This is a genomic window from Pseudomonas sp. BBP2017 (assembly GCF_003024385.1).
Classification (GTDB): domain Bacteria; phylum Pseudomonadota; class Gammaproteobacteria; order Pseudomonadales; family Pseudomonadaceae; genus Aquipseudomonas.
The window spans coordinates 35,026-60,214 of record NZ_PVZN01000022.1; the positions used below are offsets into that span (position 1 = coordinate 35,026).

Below are 25,189 nucleotides of genomic sequence, written 5' to 3' on the forward strand. Positions count from 1 at the left end.
CCAGTCACTGCAATTCGTTTGCACTGATGAAAAAACGCCAGCTCGCTGGCGTTTTTTTTTGACCCTCGTTTAGCGCCACTTATAATCCCAACTGCAATTTCAACGCCTGGACATGGGCTTGCCACTGCCCGAGTAATTCTCGCTGTGCGGCGTCGGCCTGGTCCCAGCAGCCCTGCACCGCCTGTTCGAAATCCCCAACGGTATTCGGCGCGCCCATTTGCGGATCGCTCAGTCGCTGCTTGCAGAACAACTGCCAGCGTTGCAACTCCTGCTCATTCAGGGTTTCAATGAAATTACGGGCGCGATAGCGAAACAGCAACTCAGGCAAACGCTCATCATCAAACATCCAGTGCCCCTGCCCCAACTGTCGAGGCTCGACACTGCGTACTTGCTCGCACAGGCGCCTGTCGCGATCACCGATAAAACCGTCATACAATTGCTGCTCCGGATCTTCGCAAGGGGCAAACGCTTCCTCGCTGTAGAGGGCGTGTAATTTATTTTGCCAGATCGCCTGAGCCGCTATCAGGCTTGATGCCCGCGCTTGCAACAAGGACATATCCAGTCCCAGGCGTTGCTGATCATACGCCCGTAATACACTGAGCGGAGCAACCACCGGGCAACGATTGATATGCACCAATTTCAAAGGAACAGGTAACTGCCCTTCAGGCATGTCTTCGCGCCGCATGTATAAACGCTGGCGTAACGACTCGCCTTGCTCTTGCAGCAAGGGCTGGGGATCCATGCCCAGGTCACAGACAATCAAGGCATTACGGTTACGCGGATGCCAGGCAAGTGGCAGGACAACACCCAGATAATTGCGCGCCGCCGAAAAGCGTCCGGAAATATGTACCAGGGGCTGCAACAAGCGAATTTGATCCAGCACTTTGTGTTTACTACGTAGTTGAAACAGCCAGTCATACAGCTTTGGCTGTTTCTCCCGAATCAAGCGTGCAAGCGCAATAGTGGCCCGCACATCACTGAGGGCCTCATGGGCCTGACCGTGATCGATACCATTAGCCGCCGTCAGCAGTTCCAGGCGCAAACTGACCCGTCCCTCCTGCTGCGGCCAGACAATGCCATCCGGGCGCAGTGCATAAGCGGCGCGCACTACGTCAATCAAATCCCAGCGACTGTTGCCACCTTGCCACTCCCGGGCATACGGATCGAAGAAGTTGCGATACAGGCTGTAGCGGGTGACTTCATCGTCAAAACGCAGGCTGTTGTAGCCGGCGCCACAGGTGCCCGGGCGGGCGAGTTCGGCGTGCACACGGGTCATGAACTCGGCTTCAAGCAGGCCCTTGCTGGCCAGCTGCGCCGGGGTGATGCCGGTGACCAGGCAAGCCGCCGGGTGCGGCAGGATGTCATCACTGGGTTGGCAGTAGAAATTGATCGGTGCTTCGATCTCATTGAGGTCGAGATCGGTGCGCACGCCCGCTACCTGCAAGGGCCGGTCATTGCGCGGGTTGATGCCGGTGGTTTCGTAATCGTGCCAGAAAATGCTGGTGCTCACGGGGTCGTCCTGAACATAAGATCGACCAGAGTCTAGGGCTACTGGCGCGCCACGGCCAGCCTCAGACCGAAGCCTCCAACGGATGGAAGCTGAAATAGTTGCGCAGGGCGCGCACCAGTTGTTCGTATTCCTGTGGCGCCTGCAACAGCATGAACCCGGAGTCGTAATGCCCCGGCGTCTGATCTTCATGGCACCACAGGCAACTGGCGGTCAGGTTGATCAAGTGCATGCCGCCACTGCGGCCGACGACTTTCAATTGCAACTCGAAATCCGGACCGACCAGCATCGGCAGCTGGCTGATCAGCATCAGGCCGTCTTCGGACACATTGCCCAGGTAGCCGATCGGCTGATCGGTATGGCGGTTGAAGACTTTGAGGAAGTAAGGGAGCTGATGACGCTCGATGCGGCGCTCGTCAAACATGATCGGAATCGCTGTCGGAGACCCTTGAGCAGGGCCGCGCTAGTGCTGCTGATTTGCGTGTGCCTCAGCATCAAGATTAGCGCAGCCTGACCCTCGCGTCACAATCAGACCCGAACACTTTAGTATTAACGCCAAGGCGTGGTGGTGGCCGGGCGGGCAATGGCGGTTTCGCCGCTGCGGTAGTGACCCAGTTGTTCCAGGGTCTGCAGACGGGCGCGGGCACGGTAGGCATATTCGTTCTGCGGGTAGCGCGCAATCAGGTACTGGTAGGTCTGTGCCGCATCGACGTAGAGCTTCTGGCGCTCCAGGCACTGACCACGCAGCATCGACACTTCCGGATGGATGAATGGCCGTGCGCGGCTGGTCCGGTCGACCTGCGACAGCTCAAGCATGACCTTCGAGCAGTCGCCGCGATCATAGGCGCGGTAGGCATTGTTCAGATGATGGTCCATCGACCAACGGGTGCAGCCGACGACACTGGTCGCCAGGGCTAGAACGATCAAGGCTCGCATGGGGAATCTCCTGTATTGCGCAGCTTATCGGCATTGTCGGGGAAATCTGTAGGTAGGAGCGGGCTTGCCCCGCGATACGTTGTGACTGACAAATCGCAATCGCGGGGCAAGCCGGCTCCTACCGCCCCGTTCAAACGCTACCCCTATCCCGGGGCTAGGTAGTGCAAAGGAACAATGACTACAGCGAAATTCCAGAGTAGCCTTTCGCTGCGCTTCACTATAGGAGTCTGTGCATGACCATCCGCCGTACCAAAATCGTCGCCACCCTTGGCCCCGCCAGCAACTCGCCGGAAGTTATCGAACAACTGATTCTTGCCGGCCTGGATGTCGCTCGCCTGAACTTCTCCCACGGCACGCCCGATGAGCATAAAGCCCGCGCGCGCCTGATCCGTGAGATCGCGGCAAAGCTGGGTCGCCATGTAGCACTGCTCGGCGACCTGCAAGGTCCGAAGATTCGTATCGCCAAATTCGCCAACAAGCGCATCGAACTGAAAGTCGGTGATCGCTTCACCTTCTCCACCGCCCACCCGCTGACCGAAGGCACCCAGGACATCGTCGGTATCGACTACCCGGACCTGGTCAAGGATTGCGGCGTCGGTGACGAGTTGCTGCTCGATGACGGCCGCGTAGTAATGCGCGTCGAAACCGCCACCAGCGACTCCCTGCACTGCTCGGTACTGATCGGCGGCCCGCTGTCCGACCATAAAGGCATCAACCGCAAAGGCGGCGGCCTGACCGCCCCGGCCCTGACCGAAAAAGACAAGGCTGACATCAAGCTGGCAGCCGAGATGGACCTGGACTACCTGGCCGTGTCGTTCCCACGTGACGCCAGCGACATGGAATACGCCCGTCGCCTGCGTGACGAAGCCGGCGGCAGCGCCTGGTTGGTGGCCAAGATCGAACGCGCCGAAGCCGTGGCCGACGACGAAACCCTCGACGGCCTGATCGCCGCCAGTGACGCGGTAATGGTTGCCCGTGGTGACCTGGGTGTGGAAATCGGCGATGCCGAGCTGATCGCGATCCAGAAAAAGATCATCCAGCACGCCCGTCGCAACAACAAGGCCGTGATCGTCGCCACCCAGATGATGGAGTCGATGATCCAGAATCCGATGCCGACCCGTGCCGAAGTTTCCGACGTGGCCAACGCTGTGCTCGACAACACCGACGCGGTCATGCTGTCGGCCGAGAGCGCCGCCGGTGCCTACCCGATCGAAGCGGTCCAGGCCATGGCGCGCATCTGCCAGGGTGCGGAAAAGCATCCGACCAGCCAGAAGTCCAGCCACCGTCTGCACACCACCTTCGAGCGCTGCGACGAGAGCATCGCCCTGGCGGCCATGTACACCGCCAACCACTTCCCGGGCGTCAAGGCGATCATCGCCCTCACCGAGAGTGGCTACACCCCGCTGATCATGTCGCGCCTGCGTTCCTCGGTGCCTATCTTCGCGCTGTCTCCGCACCGCGCCACCCAGGCCCGTGCCTCGATGTTCCGCGGTGTCTACCCGATTGCCTTCGACCCGGCGGCCCTGGCACCGGAAAAAGTCAGCCAGGCAGCAGTCGACGAGTTGCTCAAGCGTGGCCTGGTAGAACCGGGTGACTGGGTGATCCTGACCAAAGGCGACAGCTACCACACCATCGGTGGCACTAACGGCATGAAGATCCTGCATGTCGGTGATTCGCTGGTCTGATCCTGACCTGCAATGAAAAACCGCAGCTTATGCTGCGGTTTTTTTATGCGTGCCCGGTGAAGATATCGGCAAACAGCTGATTGCGCGGTAATCCAGCCAGAAACAATCGGCGGGAAAACTGCTCGACGCTGGCAGCTGAGCCGCAGGCCAGGGCAATCGTCTGGCGTGACTGCAAGCGCAGCGCGGCCAGTGCCTGAGCCAATGCCTGCGGGGTCAGCAGCTCGACCTGAAGGTGCGGATGACGCTCGGCAAGCACGGCCAATTCGCCGGCCAGGTAGTGCTCCTGACTGTCATGGGCCAGGTGCAACACACGAATCGGGCCCTGGTGCTCCTGACGCAAGGCTTCACGCAGAATGCCCCATAGGGGCGCCAGCCCCGTGCCTGCCGCCAGCAACCACAACGGGCGCGCCTGCCAGTCAGCATCATAGTGCAGCGCCCCGCCACGCAACTCGCCCAAGCGCAGGGCGTCACCCAATTGCAGCTGGCGTGCCGCATCGCAGAAGGCGCCCGCCTGACGACAGTCGAGGTGAAATTCGAGAAAACGCTCCTCGTCGGGCAGGCTGGCCAACGAATAGGGGCGAGCCACACCGCTGCGGCTCCACAGCACCAGGTGCTGACCTGCCTGGTAACGCAACCTGTGCTCGGCGTGCAGGCGCAAGCGCAGCACCGTAGGGCTCAGCCAGTCGAGGCCGAGCACTGATGCGGCGATACCGTCCTGCTGCGGATCGAACAGGGCAACCTGCAAATCCTCTTCGACCCGACACTGGCAAGACAACCGCCAACCCAGCTGGCGCTGCTCCGCACTCAGGGCATCGGGCAGTGAATCCTGTGGTTGCCCATGCAGGCAACGCACCAGACAGGCATGACAACTGCCAGTGCGGCAACTGTATGGCACTGACAAACCCGCCTCATTGAGCACATCCAGCAAATTACTGCCCGGTGCCACCGTCCACTGCTGCTCACCTACCCGCATTTCAGGCATCGAGGGTCTCCCAGGCTTTCAAGCAGCCAGTTTTGCACAAACCAGCGCTACGCAAAAACAATGCCCACCGCTTACCGACCTTCGTCAGACCACTGATACGTGTACCCAAGGCCGATGCACGCTATACTGCCGCGCCTTTTTGCGCCGCCAGCCAGACCGTCGGCGCGCCGTGAAAGGTCGTTTCGACACCTCGGCCTGTCCGCGTCGGAATACCTTATTGAATGTTCCCGTCTTTAAGAGGAGCGCGCTGCATGACCGTGATCAAGCAAGACGACCTGATTCAGAGCGTTGCCGACGCCCTGCAGTTCATTTCGTACTACCACCCCGTTGACTTCATCCAGGCCATGCATGAGGCCTATCTGCGTGAAGAGTCGCCTGCTGCACGTGACTCCATCGCCCAGATCCTGATCAACTCGCGCATGTGCGCCACTGGCCACCGCCCGATCTGCCAGGACACCGGTATCGTTACCGTGTTCGTGCGCGTCGGTATGGATGTGCGCTGGGATGGCGCGACCATGAGCCTGGACGACATGATCAACGAAGGCGTGCGCCGCGCCTACAACCTGCCGGAAAACGTCCTGCGTGCCTCGATCCTGGCCGACCCGGCAGGCGCGCGTAAAAACACCAAGGACAACACCCCTGCGGTCATCCACTACTCCATCGTCCCGGGCAACACCGTGGAAGTGGACGTGGCGGCCAAAGGCGGCGGCTCCGAGAACAAGTCGAAAATGGCCATGCTCAACCCGTCCGACTCGATCGTTGACTGGGTACTGAAGACCGTTCCGACCATGGGCGCTGGCTGGTGCCCGCCTGGCATGCTCGGCATCGGCATCGGCGGTACCGCCGAGAAGGCCGCAGTGATGGCCAAGGAAGTGTTGATGGAGTCCATCGACATCCACGAACTCAAGGCTCGCGGCCCGCAGAACCGCATCGAAGAGATCCGCCTGGAACTGTTCGAGAAGGTCAACCAGCTGGGCATCGGTGCCCAGGGGCTGGGCGGTCTGACCACCGTGCTCGACGTCAAGATCATGGATTACCCGACCCATGCCGCCTCTTTGCCGGTGTGCATGATCCCGAACTGCGCCGCTACCCGTCACGCGCACTTCGTGCTCGACGGTTCCGGCCCTGCCGACCTCGAAGCGCCGTCGCTGGACGCTTACCCGGAAATCGTCTGGGAAGCCGGCCCATCGGCCCGCCGTGTCGACCTCGACACCCTGACCCCGGAAGACGTGCAGAGCTGGAAGCCGGGCGAGACCATCCTGCTCAACGGCAAGATGCTCACCGGCCGCGACGCCGCGCACAAGCGCATGGTCGAAATGCTCAACCGTGGCGAAGAGCTGCCAGTCGATCTGAAAGGCCGTTTCATCTACTACGTCGGCCCGGTTGATCCGGTGCGCGAAGAAGTGGTTGGCCCGGCCGGCCCGACCACCGCAACGCGGATGGACAAGTTCACCCGTCAGATCCTCGAGCAAACCGGTCTGCTGGGCATGATCGGCAAGTCCGAGCGTGGCCCGACCGCGATCGACGCGATCAAGGACAACAAGGCCGTGTACCTGATGGCTGTCGGTGGTGCCGCCTACCTGGTGGCCCAGGCGATCAAGAAGTCCAAGGTCCTGGCCTTTGCCGAACTGGGCATGGAAGCGATCTACGAGTTCGAGGTCAAGGACATGCCAGTCACCGTTGCAGTCGACAGCAATGGCGAGTCGGTGCATATCACAGGTCCCGCCCTGTGGCAGAGCAAGATCGCTGAAAGCTTGGCGGTGGAAGTTAAGTAAGCCTCTAAGGCTTGCTGGTACAAAAAGCGGCAGGGGGTCTTCTCCTGCCGCTTTTTTATTGCCCATGATTGCCTACGGAGTAATGCGGGTACCCAACAGTTGCAGAAAGCCCGCCAACCATGCCGGGTGCGCCGGCCAAGCTGGAGCCGAAGCAAGGTTGCCTTGCACATGGGCCTGATCGACGCCGATCTCGACAAATTGCCCACCAGCCAACCGCACCTCCGGCGCACACGCTGGGTAAGCACTGCACTCACGCCCTTCCAGCACCCCGGCGGCCGCCAGCAATTGCGCACCATGGCACACGGCAGCAATCGGCTTGCCGGCCTTATCAATGGCCTTGACCAACGCCAGTACCCGTTCGTCGAGACGCAGGTATTCCGGCGCACGGCCACCTGGGATGACCAGTGCGTCGTAACCTTCGGCCCGGACCTGCTCAAAATCGAAGTTGAGGGCAAAGTTGTGCCCCGGCTTTTCGCTATAGGTCTGGTCACCTTCAAAGTCATGAATCGCCGTACGCACCGTCTGCCCAGCAGTTTTGCCCGGGCACACCGCATGAACGGTATGCCCCACCATCTGCAAGGCCTGGAACGGCACCATCACTTCGTAGTCTTCGACGTAATCGCCCACCAGCATCAGAATCTTCTTCGCGGCCATGTCAGCAACTCCTCAGTGGCAATGAAAGACACCAGACACAATAGACCGTCCTGCCCGCTCTGCAGCTCAATCCCGCCGATCCAGCAGATTAACCACCAATCGATCCAGCCAGCCCCACAGCCGCTGCTGCACACGCTTCCACAACGGTCGGGCATGCCAATGGTCAAGGTCGATACACAGGCTCTGGGCAAAATCGCGCTCGAAGCTCGCGGCCACAGCCGCAGTCAGCAGTGGATCAAGAGCCTCAACGTTGGCTTCAAGGTTGAAACGCAGGTTCCAGTGGTCGAAATTGCACGAGCCGATACTCACCCAATCGTCAACCAGCACCATCTTCAGGTGCAGAAAACACGGCTGATACTCGTAGATTTTCACCCCGGCACGCATCAGCCTCGGGTAATAGCGATGCCCGGCATAGCGCACCGAAGGATGATCGGTACGCGGACCGGTCAGCAGCAGGCGCACATCAACACCCTTGGCCGCCGCCCGGCGCAGGGAGCGGCGCACTTTCCAGGTCGGTAAAAAGTACGGGGTGGCCAGCCAGATCCGGTTCTGACCGCTGTTCAAGGCGCGTACCAATGAGTGCAGAATGTCCCGGTGCTGACGGGCATCGGCATAAGCCACCCGCCCCACGCCCTCGCCACTATCGGGCACATGAGGCAGGCGCGGCAGACCAAAATGAGTCGGTGGCCGCCAGGCCGTACGACGCAGGTTGGCGCGCCACTGGCGATCGAATAGCATCTGCCAGTCGGCCACCAACGGCCCTTGCATCTGCACCATCACCTCATGCCATTCGCTGACGTCTTGGTCAGGCACCCAGAACTGATCGGTGACACCGGTACCGCCGACCACCGCCCAGGTCTGGTCGACCACCAGCAATTTGCGGTGGTCGCGGTACAGGTTGCGAAATCCCCGGCGCCAGCGCAGGCGGTTGTACCAGCGCAGTTCGACGCCAGCGGCGATCAGGCGCTGGCGCAGGTTCAGGGTGAACGCCAGCGAACCGTAGTCGTCGAACAGGCAGCGCACCTGCACACCCCGTCCGGCGGCCTGCACCAGCGCCTGGACCATGGCTTCGGCGCAGGCGCCCGCCTCCACCAGATACAGCTCCAGGTCGACCTGCTGCTCAGCACGCACAATGGCCGTGAGCATGCGCGGGAAAAACTCGGGGCCGTCGATCAATAACTCGAACCGGTTGCCATCTCGCCAGGGAAAGACCGGTCCGGCCATATCAGCGCGCCGTGAAGATCAGCACCGCAGACACCGGCACCGACGGGCTGATGGACTTGAGCCCGGCGGCTTTGCGCAAGGTCTCCAGGCCCGGCACCAGGTCAAACTCTTCGGCACGCAACATCAACGGCTCCAGGGTCACTACCTGGAAGCGGCGTTCGTCCAGGCGCGTGGCCAGCAACAAGGCGTCGTAGCTGTGCTCCTTGCCGTGCAGCTCGACCGTCAACGGCAGGCGCAACTCGACCTGGGCGCCATTGGCCAGGTCGTTGATCGGCCGCAGATCGATCTGGGCACGCACCTTGGCTTCGGCAAAGCGGGCGTACTCGAACAGGTCTTTGCGCATGCGTTCATCGCGCAACGGCACACCACTGCTGTTCGAGTCCATCTCGATCATCAGCTCGGCCGCGCCCTTGCGGTCGACCTTGCCATGCAACACCAGGAAACGATGGATTTCGGCGGTATCGCCATTTTTGCTGGAAATGAAGGACAGTCGTGATGACTCGCCATCAAGGTGCCAGTTGGCCTGGGCGGAAAAGCTCAGCAGCGCGAGCAAGGCCAGTAGAAGACGGGGCAGAGAGAACATGAGAAATCCTGTAACACAGAAGCCGTCAACCTTACCCGGCTGCCTTCACGGCAGCAAGCCACAGCCCTCACGTACGCCCTGCCAGCGCGCACGACGTTCAACGCCCAGCCCCACGGCAGTGACCTGACGGGTTTGGGAATTTTCCTCAAGCCGGCTCAGGGGCAGGTATTGGCGCACGTAGGCCTGACAGTAAGACACGTCAAAGCCCATGACAAAACGACAAGAACAGTACTCCTTGGCCGAATAGGCACTGAGAATGCCGGTGAAGTCCGCCAGAGCCTGGCGCTCGTACCAGCTCCACCCGCCCGCCAGCATCAGCAGCATCAGCAGCAAGCGCTTCATGGCCGCCCCTCGGCCTGCGCGGCCAGCACCCGTTTGAGCAGTTCGTTGTGCTGGAACTGGCCATCACGATCATCGGCGTAGCGCACCACCACCAGTTGCTCACCGGGCAGCACATACAAGGCCTGGCCCCAGTGTCCCAAGGCCGCATAGGTGTCGCCCGGCGCATCGGGCCAAGGCCGCCCTGCTCCGGGCAACGGTTGGTTGAGCCACCAATGCCCGCCGGGATTGGCCTCGCCGGGTTGCGCGGCAGCCTTGGCAAACAGGCTGCGGTTGAACGCCACCCAGTCCCTGGGCAGCAACTGCCGGGACTGCCAGCGACCGTCACGCAGCATCAGCAAGCCGATGCGCGCCAGGTCGCGGGCGCTCATGTAGAGATAGGAGGAGCCAACCAGCGCACCGCTGGCATCCCGCTCCCAGACCGCCGAGGTAATGCCCAACGGCGTGAACAGCACATCCCAGGGATATTGCGCATAACGCTGTGGCCCGACCATCCCACGCAAGGCCGCCGCCAGCAGGTTGCTGTCGCCGCTGGAATAGAGAAACTGCCGCCCCGGCTCAACCGCCGCCGGGCGAGCGGCTGTGTAGGCGGCCATATCAGTGCGCCCGCGGGTGTAGAGCATGGCCACCACCGAGGAATGCAGCGGCGCGTATTCATAGTCTTCCTGCCAGTCCAGACCGCTGGCCCAGTGCAGCAGGTCTTGCAGACGAACCTGTGGATGAGTCTGCATGGGCGGGTAAAAGCGCGCGACCGGGTCATTGAGGGCAAAACGTCCTTCACCGTGGGCCACACCTAATAGCGTGGCCAACACGCTTTTGCTGATTGACCAGGTCAGGTGCGATGTCCGTACGGTCGTCGGGGCGGCGTAATGCTCATAAACAATACGCCCTGCCTTGATCACCAGCAGGGCGTCGGTGCGCACGCCCTCACGGCTGTTGTCATCTCGCGGAGCAAAGGCGTAGGCCTGTACCTGGTGCCAGGCCGGGCTGTTGATATCAGCTGCCTGCGGCCAGTCTGGATCTGGCCTGGCCTCCTGACCAAAGGCTGGCACACCGGTGAAAACCAGGCTGAACAACACCCCCAGCAGCACGTTATTCATCCGGCGTCTCTCAAGGCCAACGTCTGCCTAGACTAGCGGTGTTTCATGACAATCCGGCGCTGGCCCAGGCCTTGGCCAGGCGCTTGGCCCTCGCTGCGCTGGCGATCTCCAGCAATCCCTGGTCACGCTGCCACAGCGTCGCCCACTCGCCGGAACTGTTGCTCAATGCCTGGTTGATTTCGTCCTTGAGCGCGGCGAACTGGGCAAACAGGCCGCCGAGCAGCAAATGACACGCCATGGAATCGGCACATTGCCGACTACCTTCGGCGCAGCCACCGAGCAAACCGATCAGGCGCAACTGCAAGCCCTGGGGCCAGGCGTTGTCCTGACCGACACCATACAACCAAGCACACAGGGCGCTAAGCACATAGAGGTCTTCAAGGGTGCGGAACGGTTTGACGTAAGCATCCCAGCCATCGCCGGCCAAGCGCTCGCACAATGCCTGATCCAGATGCAAGCGGGCGTGACCGACTTCCGGCATCAGCGGCAAGGCCGGCAATGGCTCCAGTCGTACGCCCGGCTCACCGGGATAGACCACCGCCAGACTCAATTGCGGCGCCTCACCTACAGCCTCACTGCGCGCAGCCACCAACAGCCAGTCGGCATCCAGCCCGGCGGTGACGAAATCCTTGCTGCCGGTCAGGCGCAAGTCATCCAGGCGCACCTGCATGTCGGCCGGGCGCACGCTACGCCGCTCACTGGCACACAAGGCGCCAATACTTGCCGGGGCACTCGGCCAGAGCATGCGTAAGGCCGCCTGGTAACCGACCAGAAACGCCAGCCCCGGGGTCGGCATGGCGCGCCCGCCGAGTACCGCCAGCTCGAACGGGCTGACCGTGCCCAAGCGCGCCAGCAGGCTGCTGTAGGTCTCGCCCAGATCACCTGACAGGGGCTGTCTCTGTGGGTCGTTGAGTCGTTGCAGCCAGGCCATCGTCGTGCTCCTTGAGGGCTGTCATACAAGCATCACCAAAGATTCATGGGGGTGACACCGCGTCTACCTAGGCTGAGCTTGCACAACAAAGCCGACCGGCCGCAACCCCATGGCTGGCTTATGGAGACTCGCAATGACTCGGATCGCGCCCCCTGGCGACAACAGCACTGAACGCCGTCTGCACGCCGAACGCCTGGTCGGGCCAAGCGCCCTGCAGGAAGCGCAGGCCCTTCGTTTCAGCGTCTTCAGCGGTGAACTCAAGGCCAAGCTCAAAGGTGCAGAGATGGGCCTGGACATGGATGACTACGACATTCACTGCCGCCACATCGGCGTGCGCGACCTCAATAGCGGTCGTCTGGTCGCCACCACACGCCTGCTCGACCACCAGGCCGCCAGCAGCCTGGGACGTTTCTACAGTGAAGAAGAATTCAGCCTGCATGGCCTCGGCCACCTGCAGGGGCCGATCCTTGAGCTCGGCCGCACCTGTGTCGATCCGGCCTATCGTAATGGCGGCACCATCGCCGTGCTCTGGGCGGAACTGGCCGAAGTGCTCAATGAAGGGCGTTACAGCTATCTGATGGGCTGCGCCAGCATTCCCATGCAAGACGGTGGCGTCCAGGCTCATGCAATCATGCAACGTCTGCGCGAACGCTACCTGTGTACCGAACACCTGCGTGCCGAACCGAAGAAGCCGCTGCCCAGCCTGGCTCTGACCGGCAATGTCATCGCCGAAATGCCGCCGCTGCTCAAGGCCTATATGCGCCTGGGCGCGAAGATCTGCGGCGAGCCGTGCTGGGATGAGGACTTCCAGGTCGCCGATGTGTTCATCCTGCTCAAGCGCGACGAACTCTGCCCGCGCTACGCCCGCCACTTCAAGGCGGCGGTTTGATGCGTGGCCTGCGCGTCTTCGCACGCGTCCTGCGGGTAGTGCTGGTGGTGCTGTTCGGCTTGGGCATGGCGGCACTGTTCAGCCTTTATCAACGCCTGGGCATTCCGGCCTCGACCGAGCGCCGTCAGCGCTGGTCGCAACTGTTCATGCGCCAGCTGAGTAACGCCCTGCCCTTCAAGGTCCGGGTGCTTGGCCAGGTGCCGCAACAGCCCATGCTCTGGGTCAGCAACCATGTGTCGTGGACCGACATTCCGCTGCTGGGCATGCTCACCCCGCTGTCGTTCCTGTCCAAGGCCGAAGTTCGCAGCTGGCCGGTGGCCGGCTGGCTGGCGCTCAAGGCCGGTACCCTGTTCATCCGCCGTGGCGGCAACGACAGTCAGTTGCTGCGCAATCAGATCAGCCAGCACCTGCAACAGGCCTGCGCGTTGTTGATCTTTCCGGAAGGCACCACCACCGATGGCCGCAGCCTGCGCACCTTCCACGGTCGCCTGCTGGCCAGCGCCATCGATACCCAGGTGCCGCTGCAACCGGTGGCCGTGCGTTACCTGCGTGATGGCCAGGTCGATGCAATCGCGCCTTTCATTGGTGACGACGACCTGCTCTCACACCTGATGCGGCTGTTTTCCAATGATTGTGCCGAAGTGGAAATCAAGCTGTTGCAGCCGATCCCAAGTGCTGGCGAAGAACGCGCAGCACTGGCGTTCAAGGCCCAGCAAGCTATTCAAGTGGCCCTGTTTGGCGCCGATCAGCCGGTCGCGCAACCGCAACGCCGGGCAAAAGCCGCCTAACCCTGAGACAGGGCTTTGCCGGCGAAGGCCTGCAGCTCGGGATAAAAGCTGCGAAAGTCATCGTTCAACGGCGCATACAGCGCATCGACCAGCTCAAGGGCACCGTCCATCCCTTCGGGGCGTGACAAGCGCCTGGCGATCCCGCGGAACACCTGCCCCAGCACCGTAAAATCACGGTACGAGCCCAGCCAGTCATCCGCCGCCATGTAGGGCGCGATCTGCGCCAGCCGACCGGGCAGGTCCGGTTGCGCCGCGAGCACTTGATAGACACGACCGGTGAACTGCTCCAGAGGCTGTTCGGCATAGTCCTGCCAATGCGCCGCCAGGCAATGGTCGAAGAACACATCAAGGATGATCCCGGCATAGCGCCGCCGCTCCCGGGGGAAACGCCCGAGCGACTGCAACACCAGTGGATGGCTGTCGGTGAACACATCGATCTGCCGGTGCAGGCGGATCGCCGCTTCCAGCGGTAATGGAAAACGCCCGGCCAACGGCCCTTTGACAAAATCCCCATAGAGGCTGCCGAGTAGTTGCTCGGGTTGTTGGCCGCCCAGATGGAGGTGTGCAAGGTAGTTCATCAGCGCAGTCTAGCACCGGTCATGATCATATCGTTATAACCCGATATGACGATTTGCGCTGAGCTAAGAACCTCTTCATATTTGTATATCGCGAAATACCGATTTATAGTTCGCCTCATCGCGATATACCGTTACATAACCATGAGCCCAACCATGCCTCTCGATCTCGACGAAATAATAAAAGCCCTGGCCCACCCAGTACGGCGAGAAATCCTCAACTGGCTGAAAGACCCCGACGTGCAATTCCCTGACCAGCACCACAGCACCGAACACGGTGTCTGCGCCGGGCAGATCGACCAACGCTGCGGCCTCTCGCAGTCCACGGTCTCGGCCCACCTGGCCACCTTGCAACGCGCGGGCCTGATCAGCAGCCAGAAGATCGGGCAGTGGCATTTTTTCAAGCGCAATGAGGAAACCATCCAGGCCTTCCTCAAGCAGATGAGCCAAGAGCTCTGACAAGGACCTTGCAATGCCCCTTTCGCTAATCATCCTGGCGCTGAGCGCCTTCGCCATCGGCACCACCGAGTTCGTCATCATGGGCCTGTTGCCTGATGTGGCGGCGGACCTCGGGGTGTCGATTCCCGGCGCCGGCTGGCTGGTCACCGGTTACGCCCTGGGCGTGGCCATCGGTGCGCCATTCATGGCCCTGGCCACTTCACGGCTGCCACGCAAAGCGGCGTTGATCGCGCTGGTGGGTGTGTTCATCGTCGGTAACCTGCTGTGTGCAGTGGCCAGCGACTACAACCTGCTGATGTTCGCCCGGGTAGTTACAGCCCTGTGTCACGGCGCCTTCTTCGGCATCGGCTCGGTAGTTGCCGCCAGCCTGGTGCCGGCCAATCGCCGTGCTTCGGCGGTGGCCCTGATGTTCACCGGCCTGACCCTGGCCAACGTGCTCGGTGTACCGCTGGGCACTGCCCTGGGTCAGGAGTACGGCTGGCGCTCGACCTTCTGGGCAGTGACGGTGATCGGTGTCATCGCCTTGATCGGCCTGATCCGTTTCCTGCCGTTTCGCCATGACGAGGAAAAACTCGACATGCGCGCCGAACTGGCGGCGCTCAAAGGCGCTGGAATCTGGCTGTCGCTGTCGATGACCGTGCTGTTCTCGGCCTCGATGTTTGCCCTGTTCACCTACGTCGCACCGCTGCTCGGCGATGTCACCGGGGTTTCGCCGCGGGGCGTGACCTGGACCCTGCTGTTGATCGGGGTTGGCCTGACCCTGGGCAACATCGGCGGCGGCAAGCTCGCGGACAAACGCCTGGGCGCCACGCTGGTCGGCGTGTTCGCCAGCATGGCGGTGATCTCCACCGTGCTGAGCTGGACCAGTGCTGCCTTGATCCCGGCTGAAATCACTCTATTCCTCTGGGCCACTGCCGCCTTTGCTGCGGTACCGGCCCTGCAAGTCAATGTGGTGACCTTCGGCAAGGCCGCACCGAACCTGGTGTCAACCCTGAACATCGGTGCTTTCAACCTGGGCAACGCCTTGGGTGCCTGGGTCGGCGGCACTGTCATCGCTCAAGGGCTAGGCCTGACTCGCGTCCCCCTGGCCGCCGCCGCACTGGCCGTGCTGGCCCTGATCGTCACCCTGATTACCTTCAGCCAGCGCGGCAACAACGCCGAACTGGCACCTGCCACTCACTGATAAGCCTTGAGGTTCATATGACGACTATTTTCGATCCGATCACCCTCGGCGACCTCGAACTGCCGAATCGCATCATCATGGCTCCGCTGACCCGCTGCCGCGCCGATGAAGGCCGGGTACCCAACGCGTTGATGGCCGAGTACTACGTGCAACGTGCCAGCGCCGGCCTGATCCTCAGCGAAGCCACTTCGGTGACGCCAATGGGTGTCGGTTACCCCGACACTCCGGGTATCTGGTCCGATGACCAGGTGCGTGGCTGGACCAACGTCACCAAGGCTATCCATGGCGCTGGCGGGCGGATCTTCCTGCAACTGTGGCATGTCGGGCGCATCTCGCACCCGCTCTACCTCAACGGTGAAACTCCGGTAGCACCGAGCGCGATCCAGCCAAAAGGCCACGTCAGCCTGGTGCGTCCGCTGGCCGACTACCCGACGCCGCGGGCCCTTGAAACCGAGGAAATCGCCGACATCGTCGAGGCCTACCGCAGCGCTGCCGAGAACGCCAAAGCCGCCGGTTTTGACGGTGTGGAAGTGCATGCCGCCAACGGCTATCTGCTCGATCAGTTCCTGCAGAGCAGCACCAACCAGCGCACGGACCAGTATGGGGGATCGCTGGAAAACCGTGCACGACTGCTGCTGGAAGTGACCGATGCGGTAATCGACGTGTGGGGCGCGCAACGCGTGGGCGTACACCTGGCGCCACGCGCCGATTCCCATGACATGGGTGACGCCAATCGCGCCGAAACCTTTACTTATGTGGCCCGTGAACTGGGCAAGCGCGGGATTGCCTTTATCTGCTCGCGGGAGAAGGAAGCTGACGACAGCATCGGGCCGTTGATCAAGGAAGCCTTCGGTGGCCCTTACATCGTCAACGAGCGCTTCACCAAGGCCAGTGCCAATGCTTCGCTGGCCAGCGGCCGGGCGGATGCAGTGGCCTTCGGTGTGCCATTCATCGCCAACCCTGACCTGCCGGCCCGCCTGGCAGCGGATGCGCCGTTGAACGAAGCGCGTCCTGAGACCTTCTATGCCAAAGGGCCGGTCGGTTACATCGACTATCCGCGGATGTAGAAACATCGCGGGGCAAGCCCGCTCCCACAGGTTTATTTAATCCACCTGGGGGAGCGGGCTTGCCCCGCGATAGGTTCACCATCAATCAAGGCCGCGCATTGATCTGCTGTTGCAGGTTCTGCACCTGACTTTGCAAGGTATTGAGACTGCGCGTCATCTGCCGGCGAAACGCATCGAACTCGGCAACCGAAGCACCACTCGCAGCAGGCGCCGCCGGACGATTTTCCTGCTCGCTCTTGAGCACCAGCAGGTCCTGCTCCAGACGCTCTATAGCCGCGCTTGGATTGCCCTGCTTCTTCAGTGCGGCAACCTCGCCAGTAAGGCTGTTGATCCGAGTGTCGAGCTTGCCGCCGTCCACCTGAGCCGCTTTCAAAGCCGCCAACTCACTGTTCACCACTTTCAGTTGGGCCTGCAATTCAGCCTGCAGCCTGGCAGTCGCCGCCTGCTGTTCAGTGGCCTGCGCCAACACTTGCTCCAGACGCTTGCCCAGATCCCCCGCCTGCCCGGCGACGCCCTGTTGCTGCTTGTTCTGCTCGACAAGGCTGGCCTGCAGCTGCTTGATCTGCAGTTTCAAAGCCTCGCTGCCACTGTTGACACTGGACTCGCTGGCATCGACCTTGCCACTGATGGCCTGCAGGCGTCCCGCGGCCTCTTCGCTAATCCGGGCAAAACTCTCCTGGGTCGCTACCAACTGCTGCTCCATCAATGACACCTGCTGGAAACTCCACCAGCCAAGCCCGGCCAGAGCGATGAAGGACGCGCCCAACAGCGCCCACAACGGCCCGGTGCTGGCCGCCCGAGGGGCCTTGTGCGCGCCACCGGCAATAGGACCTGCGCCTGGCGGCAAGGGGTCAAAATCATCGTCATCCCGGGTACCGGCACGCAGGGTCGGGACATTGTCGAAATCGTCTTGAGCATCGTTACGCATGAGAGCCTTCAACCGCCGCAATAGCAAATGGGCACTAGTATAAACCGCTTACACGGCGCACTGATCGACCGTAAACCGGCTTGCGGGTTCACTGCTGCGGGTCTTGAGCCTTCCACCAGCCACAGAACTCGTCCAGCGCCGTCCACAGGCTGACCGTGGGTCGGTAGTCCAATAACTGCCGGGCACGGTTGATGTCCAGGGTGAAATCCTTGCTCATCACCTGCATGCCCAGACGCGACAAGGTCGGCTGCGGGCGCCCAGGCCAGAGCATGCAGGCTCCTTCGTTGAGCGCGGCCAGGCTGTAGGCCAGGCCAAAAGACCGGTAGCGGGTGACTTGCGGCAACTGCATCTGGCGCATCACATAGTTGACCACATCCCACAACGGCAGCGGATGACCATTGCTAATGTTGTAGGCCTGGCCCAAAGCCTGCTCATCGGCGAGCAAGGCACTCAACAACGCTTCGTTGAGATTCTGCACACTGGTGAAATCGACCTTGTTCAGACCGTTGCCGATGATGGCCAGACGGCGTTTGCGCTGCATCTGCAACAAACGCGGGAAAATGCTGACGTCCCCGGCCCCGGTGACAAAGCGCGGACGCAAGGCCAGGACTTCGAGGCCGAACTCCTGGGCACCGAAGACTTTCTGCTCGGCCAGGTACTTGGTGGCCCCATAGTGATCATAAAAGCGCCGCGGCACCTGCTCTTCATGGATGTTCTGCTGCGAACGCCCGTTGAAGTAGATCGACGGTGACGACAGGTGCACCAGGCGCCGCACATGCTCTTTAAGGCACGCTTCGACCACATTCTCAGTGACCACCACATTGCCCTGGTAGAAATCCTGGTAGCGCCCCCAGTTACCCACAGCCCCTGCGCAGTGCACCACGGCATCGACGCCCTGGCACAGGCGCCTGGCCAGTTCCGCGTCGCCGAGGTCGCCAGGGATGAACTGTGCCCCACGCCGCACCAGGTGCTCGACGCCTTCGGCGCGTCGGCCGTTGACCCGAACCTCAAGGCCCTGCTCCAGGGCAAAGCGCGCAAAGCGCCCGCCAATGAAGCCGCTTGCGCCGGTGACCAGAATTCGCATGTACCACTCCGCCTTACCAATTTTCAGATGCTGCTGACGCCGCCCGGTCTTACAACGGCACTAGCCATTGCCGGGCGGTCTGGCGCAGGTGCTCGGTCAATTGCCCGAGCAGTTGTCCGCCATTGCGCCAATGATGCCAGTACAAAGGCACATCGATGGGTTTATCCGCTGAAATTTCTACCAGACGTCCGCTGGCCAGTTGCTCGCGCACCTGCAGCTCCGGTACCAGTCCCCAGCCCAGACCGGCTTCAGTCATGCGCAAAAAACCCTCGGAAGAAGGGCACAGGTGATGAAGGAAACCATCTTCGATTCCCAGTGATGCCAGATAGCGATGCTGGAGAAAATCATCCGGCCCGAACACCAGTGCCGGCGTGCGCGGTAAACGCTTGGCATCGAAGCCCTCGGCAAAGTAACGGGCCATGAACGCCGGGCTGGCCAGGGCACGGTAACGCATGGCCCCTAACAGAATACTGCGCGCACCCGCGACCGGACGCTCGCTACCACACAGACACGCGGCCACCTCACCCGCCCGCATGCGCTTGAGACCGACCTCCTGATCTTCGACCACCAAGTCCAGTAAAACCTGTTGATCGGCGCAAAACGTACCGACCGCCCCTGCCCACCAGGTGGCCAGGCTGTCGGCATTGAGGGCGATGCGCAAACGTTCGGGCATGCCCTCCTCGTCCAGCGCCGGCACCTGGCTTTGCAGGTCACGCTCCAGCAGCCGCACCTGCTGTACATGGTTGAGCAAGCGCCGACCGATATCCGTCGGGCTGGGCGGATTGGCCCGTATCAGTACCGGTTGCCCGACCCGCGCTTCAAGCAGCTTGATGCGTTGGGAGATCGCCGATTGCGACAAGCCCAACACCTGCGCTGCACGTTCGAAACCGGCCTGTTCGATTACCGCCGCGAGGGCCGAAAGAAGTTTGTAGTCGAACATTATTTTTCCTAATGCCAGATCAGGTTTATTTGTTTTTCTTATACATATACGCCCCCCAGAATAGCCAGCATCTTCTTTGGTTTTATCCGCCAGCGTCCTGCTGGTGCCTGTGGAGCGTCCCCTATGTGGCAAAGCTACCTGAACGGCCTGCTGGTCGCCTTCGGCCTGATCATGGCGATCGGCACCCAGAACGCCTTCGTCCTGGCGCAAAGCCTGCGCCGTGAACATCATTTACCGGTAGCCGCACTCTGTGTGTTCTGCGATGCCATCCTGGTGGCGGCCGGGGTATTCGGCCTGGCCACGGTGCTGGCGCAGAACCCGACCTTGCTGGCGGTGGCACGCTGGGGCGGCGCGGTGTTCCTGATCTGGTACGGCAGCAAGGCTTTGCTGCGCGCCTGCTCGCAGCAAAGCCTGCAACAGGGTGAAGGCCAGGGGCTGCGCTCGCGTCGCGCGGTGCTGCTCAGCGCCCTGGCGGTAACCCTGCTCAACCCCCATGTGTACCTGGACACGGTGCTGCTGATCGGCTCGCTGGGTGCCCAACAGACCGTGCCCGGAGCGTACGTGGCTGGTGCGGCCAGCGCCTCGCTGCTGTGGTTCTTCACCCTCGCCCTCGGCGCCGCCTGGCTTGCGCCCTGGCTGGCACGCCCCGGCACCTGGCGCCTGTTGGACCTGATGGTGGCGGTGATGATGTTCGCCGTGGCGGCGCAGCTGATCTTCACTTGAGCACCACGAGTCTGCCGCTGGCAAAGGCCCTGGAACCTCTTTCCCGTACACTTGTTGCGTGGTTATGCACCGGGCCCGGTGCTATGATCCAGCCCTTGCGTCGCAAAGAGTACAGACTCCCCGACGCACACCGGCCGCCCGTGATCGGCCTTGCGCTCACCGCAACAGACCTGATTAGGAGAATCACCATGGCTTTTGAATTGCCGCCGCTGCCTTATGCACACGACGCCCTGCAGCCGCACATTTCCAAGGAAACCTTGGAGTACCACCACGACAAGCACCACAACACCTATGTCGTGAACCTGAACAACCTGGTGCCAGGCACCGAGTTTGAAGGCAAAACCCTGGAAGAGATCGTCAAGTCCTCTTCGGGCGGTATCTTCAACAACGCCGCTCAGGTCTGGAACCACACCTTCTACTGGAACTGCCTGGCGCCAAACGCCGGCGGCCAACCTACCGGCGCCCTGGCTGATGCCATCAACGCTGCGTTCGGCTCCTTCGACAAGTTCAAGGAAGAGTTCACCAAGACTTCCGTCGGCACCTTCGGCTCCGGCTGGGGCTGGCTGGTGAAAAAGGCTGACGGTTCCCTGGCTCTGGCCAGCACCATCGGCGCCGGCTGCCCGCTGACCAGCGGCGATACCCCGCTGCTGACCTGCGACGTCTGGGAGCACGCCTACTACATCGACTACCGCAACCTGCGTCCAAAATACGTCGAGGCGTTCTGGAACCTGGTCAACTGGAAGTTCGTTGCCGAGCAGTTCGAAGGCAAGACCTTCACCGCTTAAGCGATTGTGGGAGCGAGCTGGCCTCGCGATTGCGATTTTTCTGACAAAACGCAATCGCGGGGCAAGCCCGCTCCCAGTGGTAGCAAAAAACCCGGCTTGTCCGGGTTTTTTTTCGCCTGCCTCACGCTCTCCGGCTCTTGCCCGAAACTGATACCGCGCTAACATCAAACCTTGGGAGTTTTGCTTCCGGGATTAAAGTCGCAAGGCCGGGCAACCGATACAGTGACAGCAGCAATACCATCACCCGACCGGTGGGGTATGTTCTGCCAACGGCCGATAGTGGATTGCCAAGAATGATGGCAAAATGATGCCGCGCGCATGGATTAAGGAAACCCCATTGAAGCTGGAACTCAAGAACAGCTTATCGGTCAAGTTGCTCAGGGTCGTACTGCTTTCGGCACTGGTGGTCGGTGTCGTTCTCAGTTGTGCGCAGATCGTCTTCGATGCCTACAAGACTCGTCAGGCAGTGATCAATGACGCCCAGCGAATCCTCGACATGTTCCGCGACCCTTCCACCCAGGCGGTCTATAGCCTGGACAAGGAAATGGGCATGCAGGTCATGGAAGGGTTGTTCCAGGACGAATCGGTGCGCATGGCCTCCATCGGCCATCCCAACGAAACCATGCTCGCGGACAAATCCCGGCCATTGCAGGAGTCAACCACGCGCTGGTTGACCGACCTGATCCTCGGCCAGGAGCGCACCTTCACCACACAACTGGTTGGCCGTGGCCCCTACAGCGAATATTACGGCGACCTGAACATCACCCTCGACACGGCCTCCTATGGCGCAGGTTTCCTGGCCAATTCGGTGATCATCTTTATTTCCGGAGTACTGCGCGCCCTGGCCATGGGCCTGGTGCTGTACCTGGTCTATCACTGGATGTTGACCAAGCCGCTGTCGAAGATCATTGAGCACCTCACCCAGATCAATCCCGACCGCCCCAGCCAGCATCAGCTGCCGTTGATCAAGGGCCACGAGCGCAACGAACTGGGCCTGTGGGTCAATACCGCCAACCAGCTGCTGGCATCGATCGAGCGCAATACACACTTGCGTCACGAAGCCGAAAACAGCCTGCAGCGCATGGCCCAGTACGACTTTCTGACCGGCCTGCCCAACCGCCAGCAACTACAACAGCAACTGGACAAGATCCTGGTCGATGCCGGTCGCCTGCAGCGCCGGGTCGCGGTGCTGTGCGTCGGCCTTGACGATTTCAAGGGTATCAACGAGCAGTTCAGCTACCAGACCGGCGATCAATTGCTGCTGGCCCTGGCCGATCGCCTGCGCGCCCACAGTGGACGGCTCGGCGCCCTCGCACGCTTGGGCGGTGATCAGTTCGCCCTGGTCCAGGCTGATATCGAGCAGCCCTACGAAGCGGCGGAACTGGCCCAGAGCATTCTCGACGACCTGGAGGCACCCTTCGCCCTCGACCACCAGGAAATCCGCCTGCGTGCCACCATCGGCATCACCTTGTTCCCGGAAGACGGCGACAGCACCGAGAAGCTGCTGCAAAAAGCCGAGCAGACCATGACCCTGGCCAAGACCCGCTCGCGCAATCGCTACCAGTTCTACATCGCCAGCGTCGACAGCGAAATGCGCCGCCGCCGTGAGCTGGAAAAGGACCTGCGCGAAGCCCTGCCGCGCAACCAGCTGTTCCTGGTCTACCAGCCACAGATCAGCTACCGCGACCACCGTGTGGTCGGTGTCGAAGCGTTGCTGCGCTGGCAGCATCCGGAATTGGGTATGGTTCCACCGGACCAGTTCATTCCCCTGGCCGAGCAGAACGGCAACATCATTGCCATCGGCGAATGGGTGCTCGACCAAGCGTGTCGGCAACTGCGCGAATGGCACGACCAGGGTTTCAGCGAATTGCGCATGGCGGTCAACCTGTCGACCGTTCAGCTGCACCACAACGAACTGCCGCGAGTGGTCAACAACCTGCTGCAGATCTACCGTCTGCCACCGCGCAGCCTGGAGCTGGAGGTTACCGAAACCGGCCTGATGGAAGACATCAGCACCGCCGCCCAGCACCTGCTGAGCCTGCGCCGGTCCGGCGCGCTGATCGCCATTGACGACTTCGGCACCGGCTATTCCTCGCTCAGCTACCTGAAGTCACTGCCGCTGGACAAGATCAAGATCGACAAGAGCTTCGTCCAGGACCTGCTTGATGACGACGACGACGCCACCATCGTTCGCGCCATCATTCAGCTGGGCAAGAGCCTGGGCATGCAGGTCATCGCCGAGGGCGTGGAGACCGCCGAACAGGAGGCCTACATCATTGCCCAAGGCTGTCATGAAGGTCAGGGCTACCACTACAGCAAACCCCTGCCGGCCCGAGAGCTGACCGTCTTTCTCAAACAAGCGCAGCGCAGCCAGGTTTCAATTCTCTAAACCCCCGCCAGCATTGAACGAACGGGCGCAAGCACGCATTTGAATATTTATGTGCCTGCCCCTTTACACAAAATGCAAATCTTTCGCATTATGTTGCAGTTTTGCGTACTCAGGTACGCCTGTCCAACCTCTCGACGCAGGAATTCACCATGATTCGTATGCCTCTGGCCACCGCCAGCCTGTTGGCCATTGCCATCTCTCTCGCCGGCTGCGGCGACGACAAGGACAAGGCCGCCGCACCGCAAGCCCCGGCTGCGGCCACCAGCGCAGCAGCCCCGGCTGCGGCAGGTGCCGTCGACGAGGCCGCCGCCAAGGCGGTGGTCAAGCATTACGCCGACATGGTTCACGCCGTCTACAGCGACTCGCTGAGCACCGCCAAGACCCTGCAGACCGCTATCGACGCGTTCCTCGCCAAACCCAACGACGAAACCCTGAAGGCCGCCAAGGCTGCCTGGGTCGCCTCGCGCGTGCCTTACCTGCAGAGCGAAGTGTTCCGCTTCGGCAATACCATCGTCGACGACTGGGAAGGTCAGCTCAACGCCTGGCCGCTGGACGAAGGCCTGATCGACTACGTCGACGCCAGCTACGAGCACGCCTTGGGCAACCCGGGCGCATCGGCCAATATCATCGCCAACACCGAGATCCAGGTCGGCGAAGACAAGGTCGACGTCAAGCAAATCACCCCGGAAAAACTCGCCAGCCTGAATGAGCTGGGCGGTTCCGAAGCCAACGTCGCCACTGGCTACCACGCCATCGAATTCCTGCTCTGGGGTCAGGACCTCAACGGCACCGGCCCAGGCGCTGGCGCCCGCCCAGCCTCCGACTACCTGGAAGGTAAAGGCGCCACTGGCGGTCACAACGAACGTCGCCGCGCCTACCTCAAGGCAGTGACCCAACTGCTGGTCAAAGACCTGGAAGACATGGTCGGCAACTGGGCGCCAAACGTCGCCAGCAACTACCGCGCCACGCTTGAAGCCGAGCCTGTGACCGACGGCCTGCGCAAGATGCTGTTCGGCATGGGCAGCCTGTCGCTGGGTGAGCTGGCGGGTGAGCGCATGAAAGTTTCCCTGGAAGCCAACTCCCCGGAAGACGAGCACGACTGCTTCAGCGACAACACCCACTACTCGCACTTCTACGACGCCAAGGGCATCCGCAACGTCTACCTGGGCGAGTACACCCGCGCCGACGGCAGCAAGTTGACCGGCCCGAGCCTGTCGTCGCTGGTGGCCAAGGTCGATCCGGCCACCGACACCACCCTCAAGGCCGATCTTGAAGCCACCGAAGCAAAGATTCAGGTAATCGTCGACCACGCCAACAAGGGCGAGCACTACGACCAGCTGATTGCTGCCGATAATGCTGCCGGCAATCAGATCGTGCGTGACGCCATTGCCTCGCTGGTCAAACAGACGGGTGCGATCGAACAGGCTGCAGGCAAGCTGGGGATTTCCAATCTGAACCCGGATACTGCTGATCACGAGTTCTGAGTCAGCGGCTGAGCCAGAAAAGGGCGACCTCCGGGTCGCCTTTTTTATGCAATTGTCCCGTCCTGAATATGGTTTACACCTCCCATCCCGAATTTCCGGAGATCCAGATGGCGCAAGGTGTTAAGCGTACTCAGCGTGATTACTCGCTGTCTTTTAAATTGGCAGTGGTTGATCAGATC

General features: G+C 61.5%; 25 protein-coding genes. 11 read left to right on the plus strand and 14 right to left on the minus strand.

Annotated features, from left to right (window positions below; all coding sequences use genetic code 11):
• Positions 1-79 precede the first annotated feature (79 nt).
• The 3 genes from sbcB to C6382_RS21600 all read right to left on the minus strand — a co-directional run bounded on the left by sbcB (position 80) and on the right by C6382_RS21600 (position 2,443).
• Positions 80-1,510: an exodeoxyribonuclease I gene (gene sbcB / locus C6382_RS21590; protein ID WP_107026355.1), complete on the minus strand. Its 1,431-nt coding sequence runs from the start codon at positions 1,508-1,510 to the stop codon at positions 80-82.
• 61 nt (positions 1,511-1,571) lie between these two features.
• Entirely contained in the window at positions 1,572-1,931 is a 360-nt protein-coding gene (locus C6382_RS21595; protein WP_107026356.1) for a PilZ domain-containing protein, read from the minus strand.
• 125 nt (positions 1,932-2,056) lie between these two features.
• Complete coding sequence (locus C6382_RS21600) at positions 2,057-2,443, minus strand: hypothetical protein (RefSeq protein ID WP_107026357.1); 387 nt, start codon at positions 2,441-2,443, stop codon at positions 2,057-2,059.
• A 233-nt stretch (positions 2,444-2,676) separates the two neighbouring features.
• Here C6382_RS21600 and pyk point away from each other — a divergent pair, with 233 nt between their 5' ends.
• Positions 2,677-4,128, plus strand: a complete 1,452-nt coding sequence (gene pyk, locus C6382_RS21605) for a pyruvate kinase (RefSeq protein WP_107026358.1) — start codon at positions 2,677-2,679, stop codon at positions 4,126-4,128.
• Positions 4,129-4,171: 43 nt separating this feature from the next.
• On the opposite strand, the gene C6382_RS21610 is transcribed toward pyk, so the two are convergent.
• Positions 4,172-5,110 (minus strand): iron-sulfur-binding ferredoxin reductase, encoded by a 939-nt coding sequence (locus tag C6382_RS21610; protein WP_107026359.1) that lies wholly within the window; start codon positions 5,108-5,110, stop codon positions 4,172-4,174.
• Between the two features lie 251 nt (positions 5,111-5,361).
• On the opposite strand from C6382_RS21610, the gene C6382_RS21615 reads away from it, so the two are divergent.
• The gene (locus tag C6382_RS21615) at positions 5,362-6,885 is read left to right on the plus strand and encodes a fumarate hydratase (RefSeq protein ID WP_107026360.1); all 1,524 of its coding nucleotides are present in this window, start codon (positions 5,362-5,364) and stop codon (positions 6,883-6,885) included.
• Between the two features lie 72 nt (positions 6,886-6,957).
• On the opposite strand, the gene C6382_RS21620 is transcribed toward C6382_RS21615, so the two are convergent.
• The 6 genes from C6382_RS21620 to C6382_RS21645 form a co-directional block, all read right to left on the minus strand.
• A complete protein-coding gene (locus C6382_RS21620; protein ID WP_107026361.1) occupies positions 6,958-7,539 on the minus strand; it encodes a DJ-1/PfpI family protein in 582 nt (193 codons plus the stop codon).
• Positions 7,540-7,605: 66 nt separating this feature from the next.
• A complete protein-coding gene (locus C6382_RS21625) occupies positions 7,606-8,763 on the minus strand; it encodes a phosphatidylserine/phosphatidylglycerophosphate/cardiolipin synthase family protein (protein WP_107026362.1) in 1,158 nt (385 codons plus the stop codon).
• Position 8,764: 1 nt separating this feature from the next.
• The gene (locus C6382_RS21630; RefSeq protein ID WP_107026363.1) at positions 8,765-9,346 is read right to left on the minus strand and encodes a YceI family protein; all 582 of its coding nucleotides are present in this window, start codon (positions 9,344-9,346) and stop codon (positions 8,765-8,767) included.
• 45 nt (positions 9,347-9,391) lie between these two features.
• A complete protein-coding gene (locus tag C6382_RS21635) occupies positions 9,392-9,688 on the minus strand; it encodes an amidase (RefSeq protein ID WP_107026364.1) in 297 nt (98 codons plus the stop codon).
• The gene (locus C6382_RS21640) at positions 9,685-10,785 is read right to left on the minus strand and encodes a serine hydrolase (protein ID WP_107026365.1); all 1,101 of its coding nucleotides are present in this window, start codon (positions 10,783-10,785) and stop codon (positions 9,685-9,687) included. The genes C6382_RS21635 and C6382_RS21640 overlap by 4 nt, the downstream gene beginning before the upstream one ends.
• A gap of 43 nt (positions 10,786-10,828) precedes the next feature.
• Complete coding sequence (locus C6382_RS21645; protein WP_107026366.1) at positions 10,829-11,716, minus strand: acyl-CoA dehydrogenase; 888 nt, start codon at positions 11,714-11,716, stop codon at positions 10,829-10,831.
• A gap of 133 nt (positions 11,717-11,849) precedes the next feature.
• Between C6382_RS21645 and olsB the strand changes: the two genes are divergently transcribed.
• Positions 11,850-12,605 (plus strand): L-ornithine N(alpha)-acyltransferase, encoded by a 756-nt coding sequence (olsB, locus tag C6382_RS21650; protein ID WP_107026367.1) that lies wholly within the window; start codon positions 11,850-11,852, stop codon positions 12,603-12,605.
• Entirely contained in the window at positions 12,605-13,393 is a 789-nt protein-coding gene (locus C6382_RS21655; RefSeq protein WP_107026368.1) for a 1-acyl-sn-glycerol-3-phosphate acyltransferase, read from the plus strand. The genes olsB and C6382_RS21655 overlap by 1 nt, the downstream gene beginning before the upstream one ends.
• Here C6382_RS21655 and C6382_RS21660 read toward each other — a convergent pair.
• Positions 13,390-13,971, minus strand: a complete 582-nt coding sequence (locus C6382_RS21660) for an ACP phosphodiesterase (RefSeq protein ID WP_107026369.1) — start codon at positions 13,969-13,971, stop codon at positions 13,390-13,392. The two genes, C6382_RS21655 and C6382_RS21660, sit on opposite strands and share 4 nt — an antisense overlap.
• Positions 13,972-14,124: 153 nt before the next feature.
• Here C6382_RS21660 and C6382_RS21665 point away from each other — a divergent pair, with 153 nt between their 5' ends.
• Genes C6382_RS21665 through C6382_RS21675 form a run of 3 tightly spaced genes read left to right on the plus strand, consistent with a single transcriptional unit; the run spans position 14,125 to position 16,677 of the window.
• Positions 14,125-14,427 carry a helix-turn-helix transcriptional regulator gene (locus C6382_RS21665; protein ID WP_038607345.1) on the plus strand — a complete coding sequence of 101 codons (303 nt, stop codon included), beginning with the start codon at positions 14,125-14,127 and terminating at the stop codon, positions 14,425-14,427.
• Between the two features lie 13 nt (positions 14,428-14,440).
• Positions 14,441-15,610 (plus strand): MFS transporter, encoded by a 1,170-nt coding sequence (locus C6382_RS21670; RefSeq protein ID WP_107026370.1) that lies wholly within the window; start codon positions 14,441-14,443, stop codon positions 15,608-15,610.
• Positions 15,611-15,627: 17 nt separating this feature from the next.
• Positions 15,628-16,677 carry an alkene reductase gene (locus C6382_RS21675; protein ID WP_107026371.1) on the plus strand — a complete coding sequence of 350 codons (1,050 nt, stop codon included), beginning with the start codon at positions 15,628-15,630 and terminating at the stop codon, positions 16,675-16,677.
• Positions 16,678-16,762: 85 nt separating this feature from the next.
• Here the strand turns inward: C6382_RS21675 and C6382_RS21680 are convergent, their stop codons facing one another.
• The 3 genes from C6382_RS21680 to C6382_RS21690 all read right to left on the minus strand — a co-directional run bounded on the left by C6382_RS21680 (position 16,763) and on the right by C6382_RS21690 (position 19,629).
• A complete protein-coding gene (locus tag C6382_RS21680; protein ID WP_107026372.1) occupies positions 16,763-17,605 on the minus strand; it encodes an ATPase in 843 nt (280 codons plus the stop codon).
• 88 nt (positions 17,606-17,693) lie between these two features.
• Entirely contained in the window at positions 17,694-18,689 is a 996-nt protein-coding gene (locus C6382_RS21685) for an NAD(P)-dependent oxidoreductase (RefSeq protein WP_107026373.1), read from the minus strand.
• 49 nt (positions 18,690-18,738) lie between these two features.
• Positions 18,739-19,629, minus strand: coding sequence for a LysR family transcriptional regulator ArgP (locus C6382_RS21690; protein ID WP_107026374.1), 891 nt, complete (start codon positions 19,627-19,629; stop codon positions 18,739-18,741).
• Positions 19,630-19,752: 123 nt separating this feature from the next.
• On the opposite strand from C6382_RS21690, the gene C6382_RS21695 reads away from it, so the two are divergent.
• From C6382_RS21695 to C6382_RS21710, 4 genes are all read left to right on the plus strand, one after another.
• A complete protein-coding gene (locus C6382_RS21695; protein WP_107026375.1) occupies positions 19,753-20,352 on the plus strand; it encodes a LysE/ArgO family amino acid transporter in 600 nt (199 codons plus the stop codon).
• A gap of 188 nt (positions 20,353-20,540) precedes the next feature.
• Positions 20,541-21,137 carry a superoxide dismutase gene (locus tag C6382_RS21700; RefSeq protein WP_107026376.1) on the plus strand — a complete coding sequence of 199 codons (597 nt, stop codon included), beginning with the start codon at positions 20,541-20,543 and terminating at the stop codon, positions 21,135-21,137.
• Between the two features lie 307 nt (positions 21,138-21,444).
• Positions 21,445-23,526 carry a putative bifunctional diguanylate cyclase/phosphodiesterase gene (locus tag C6382_RS21705; protein ID WP_371919650.1) on the plus strand — a complete coding sequence of 694 codons (2,082 nt, stop codon included), beginning with the start codon at positions 21,445-21,447 and terminating at the stop codon, positions 23,524-23,526.
• A gap of 149 nt (positions 23,527-23,675) precedes the next feature.
• A complete protein-coding gene (locus C6382_RS21710; protein WP_107026377.1) occupies positions 23,676-25,010 on the plus strand; it encodes an imelysin family protein in 1,335 nt (444 codons plus the stop codon).
• Positions 25,011-25,189 lie beyond the last annotated feature (179 nt).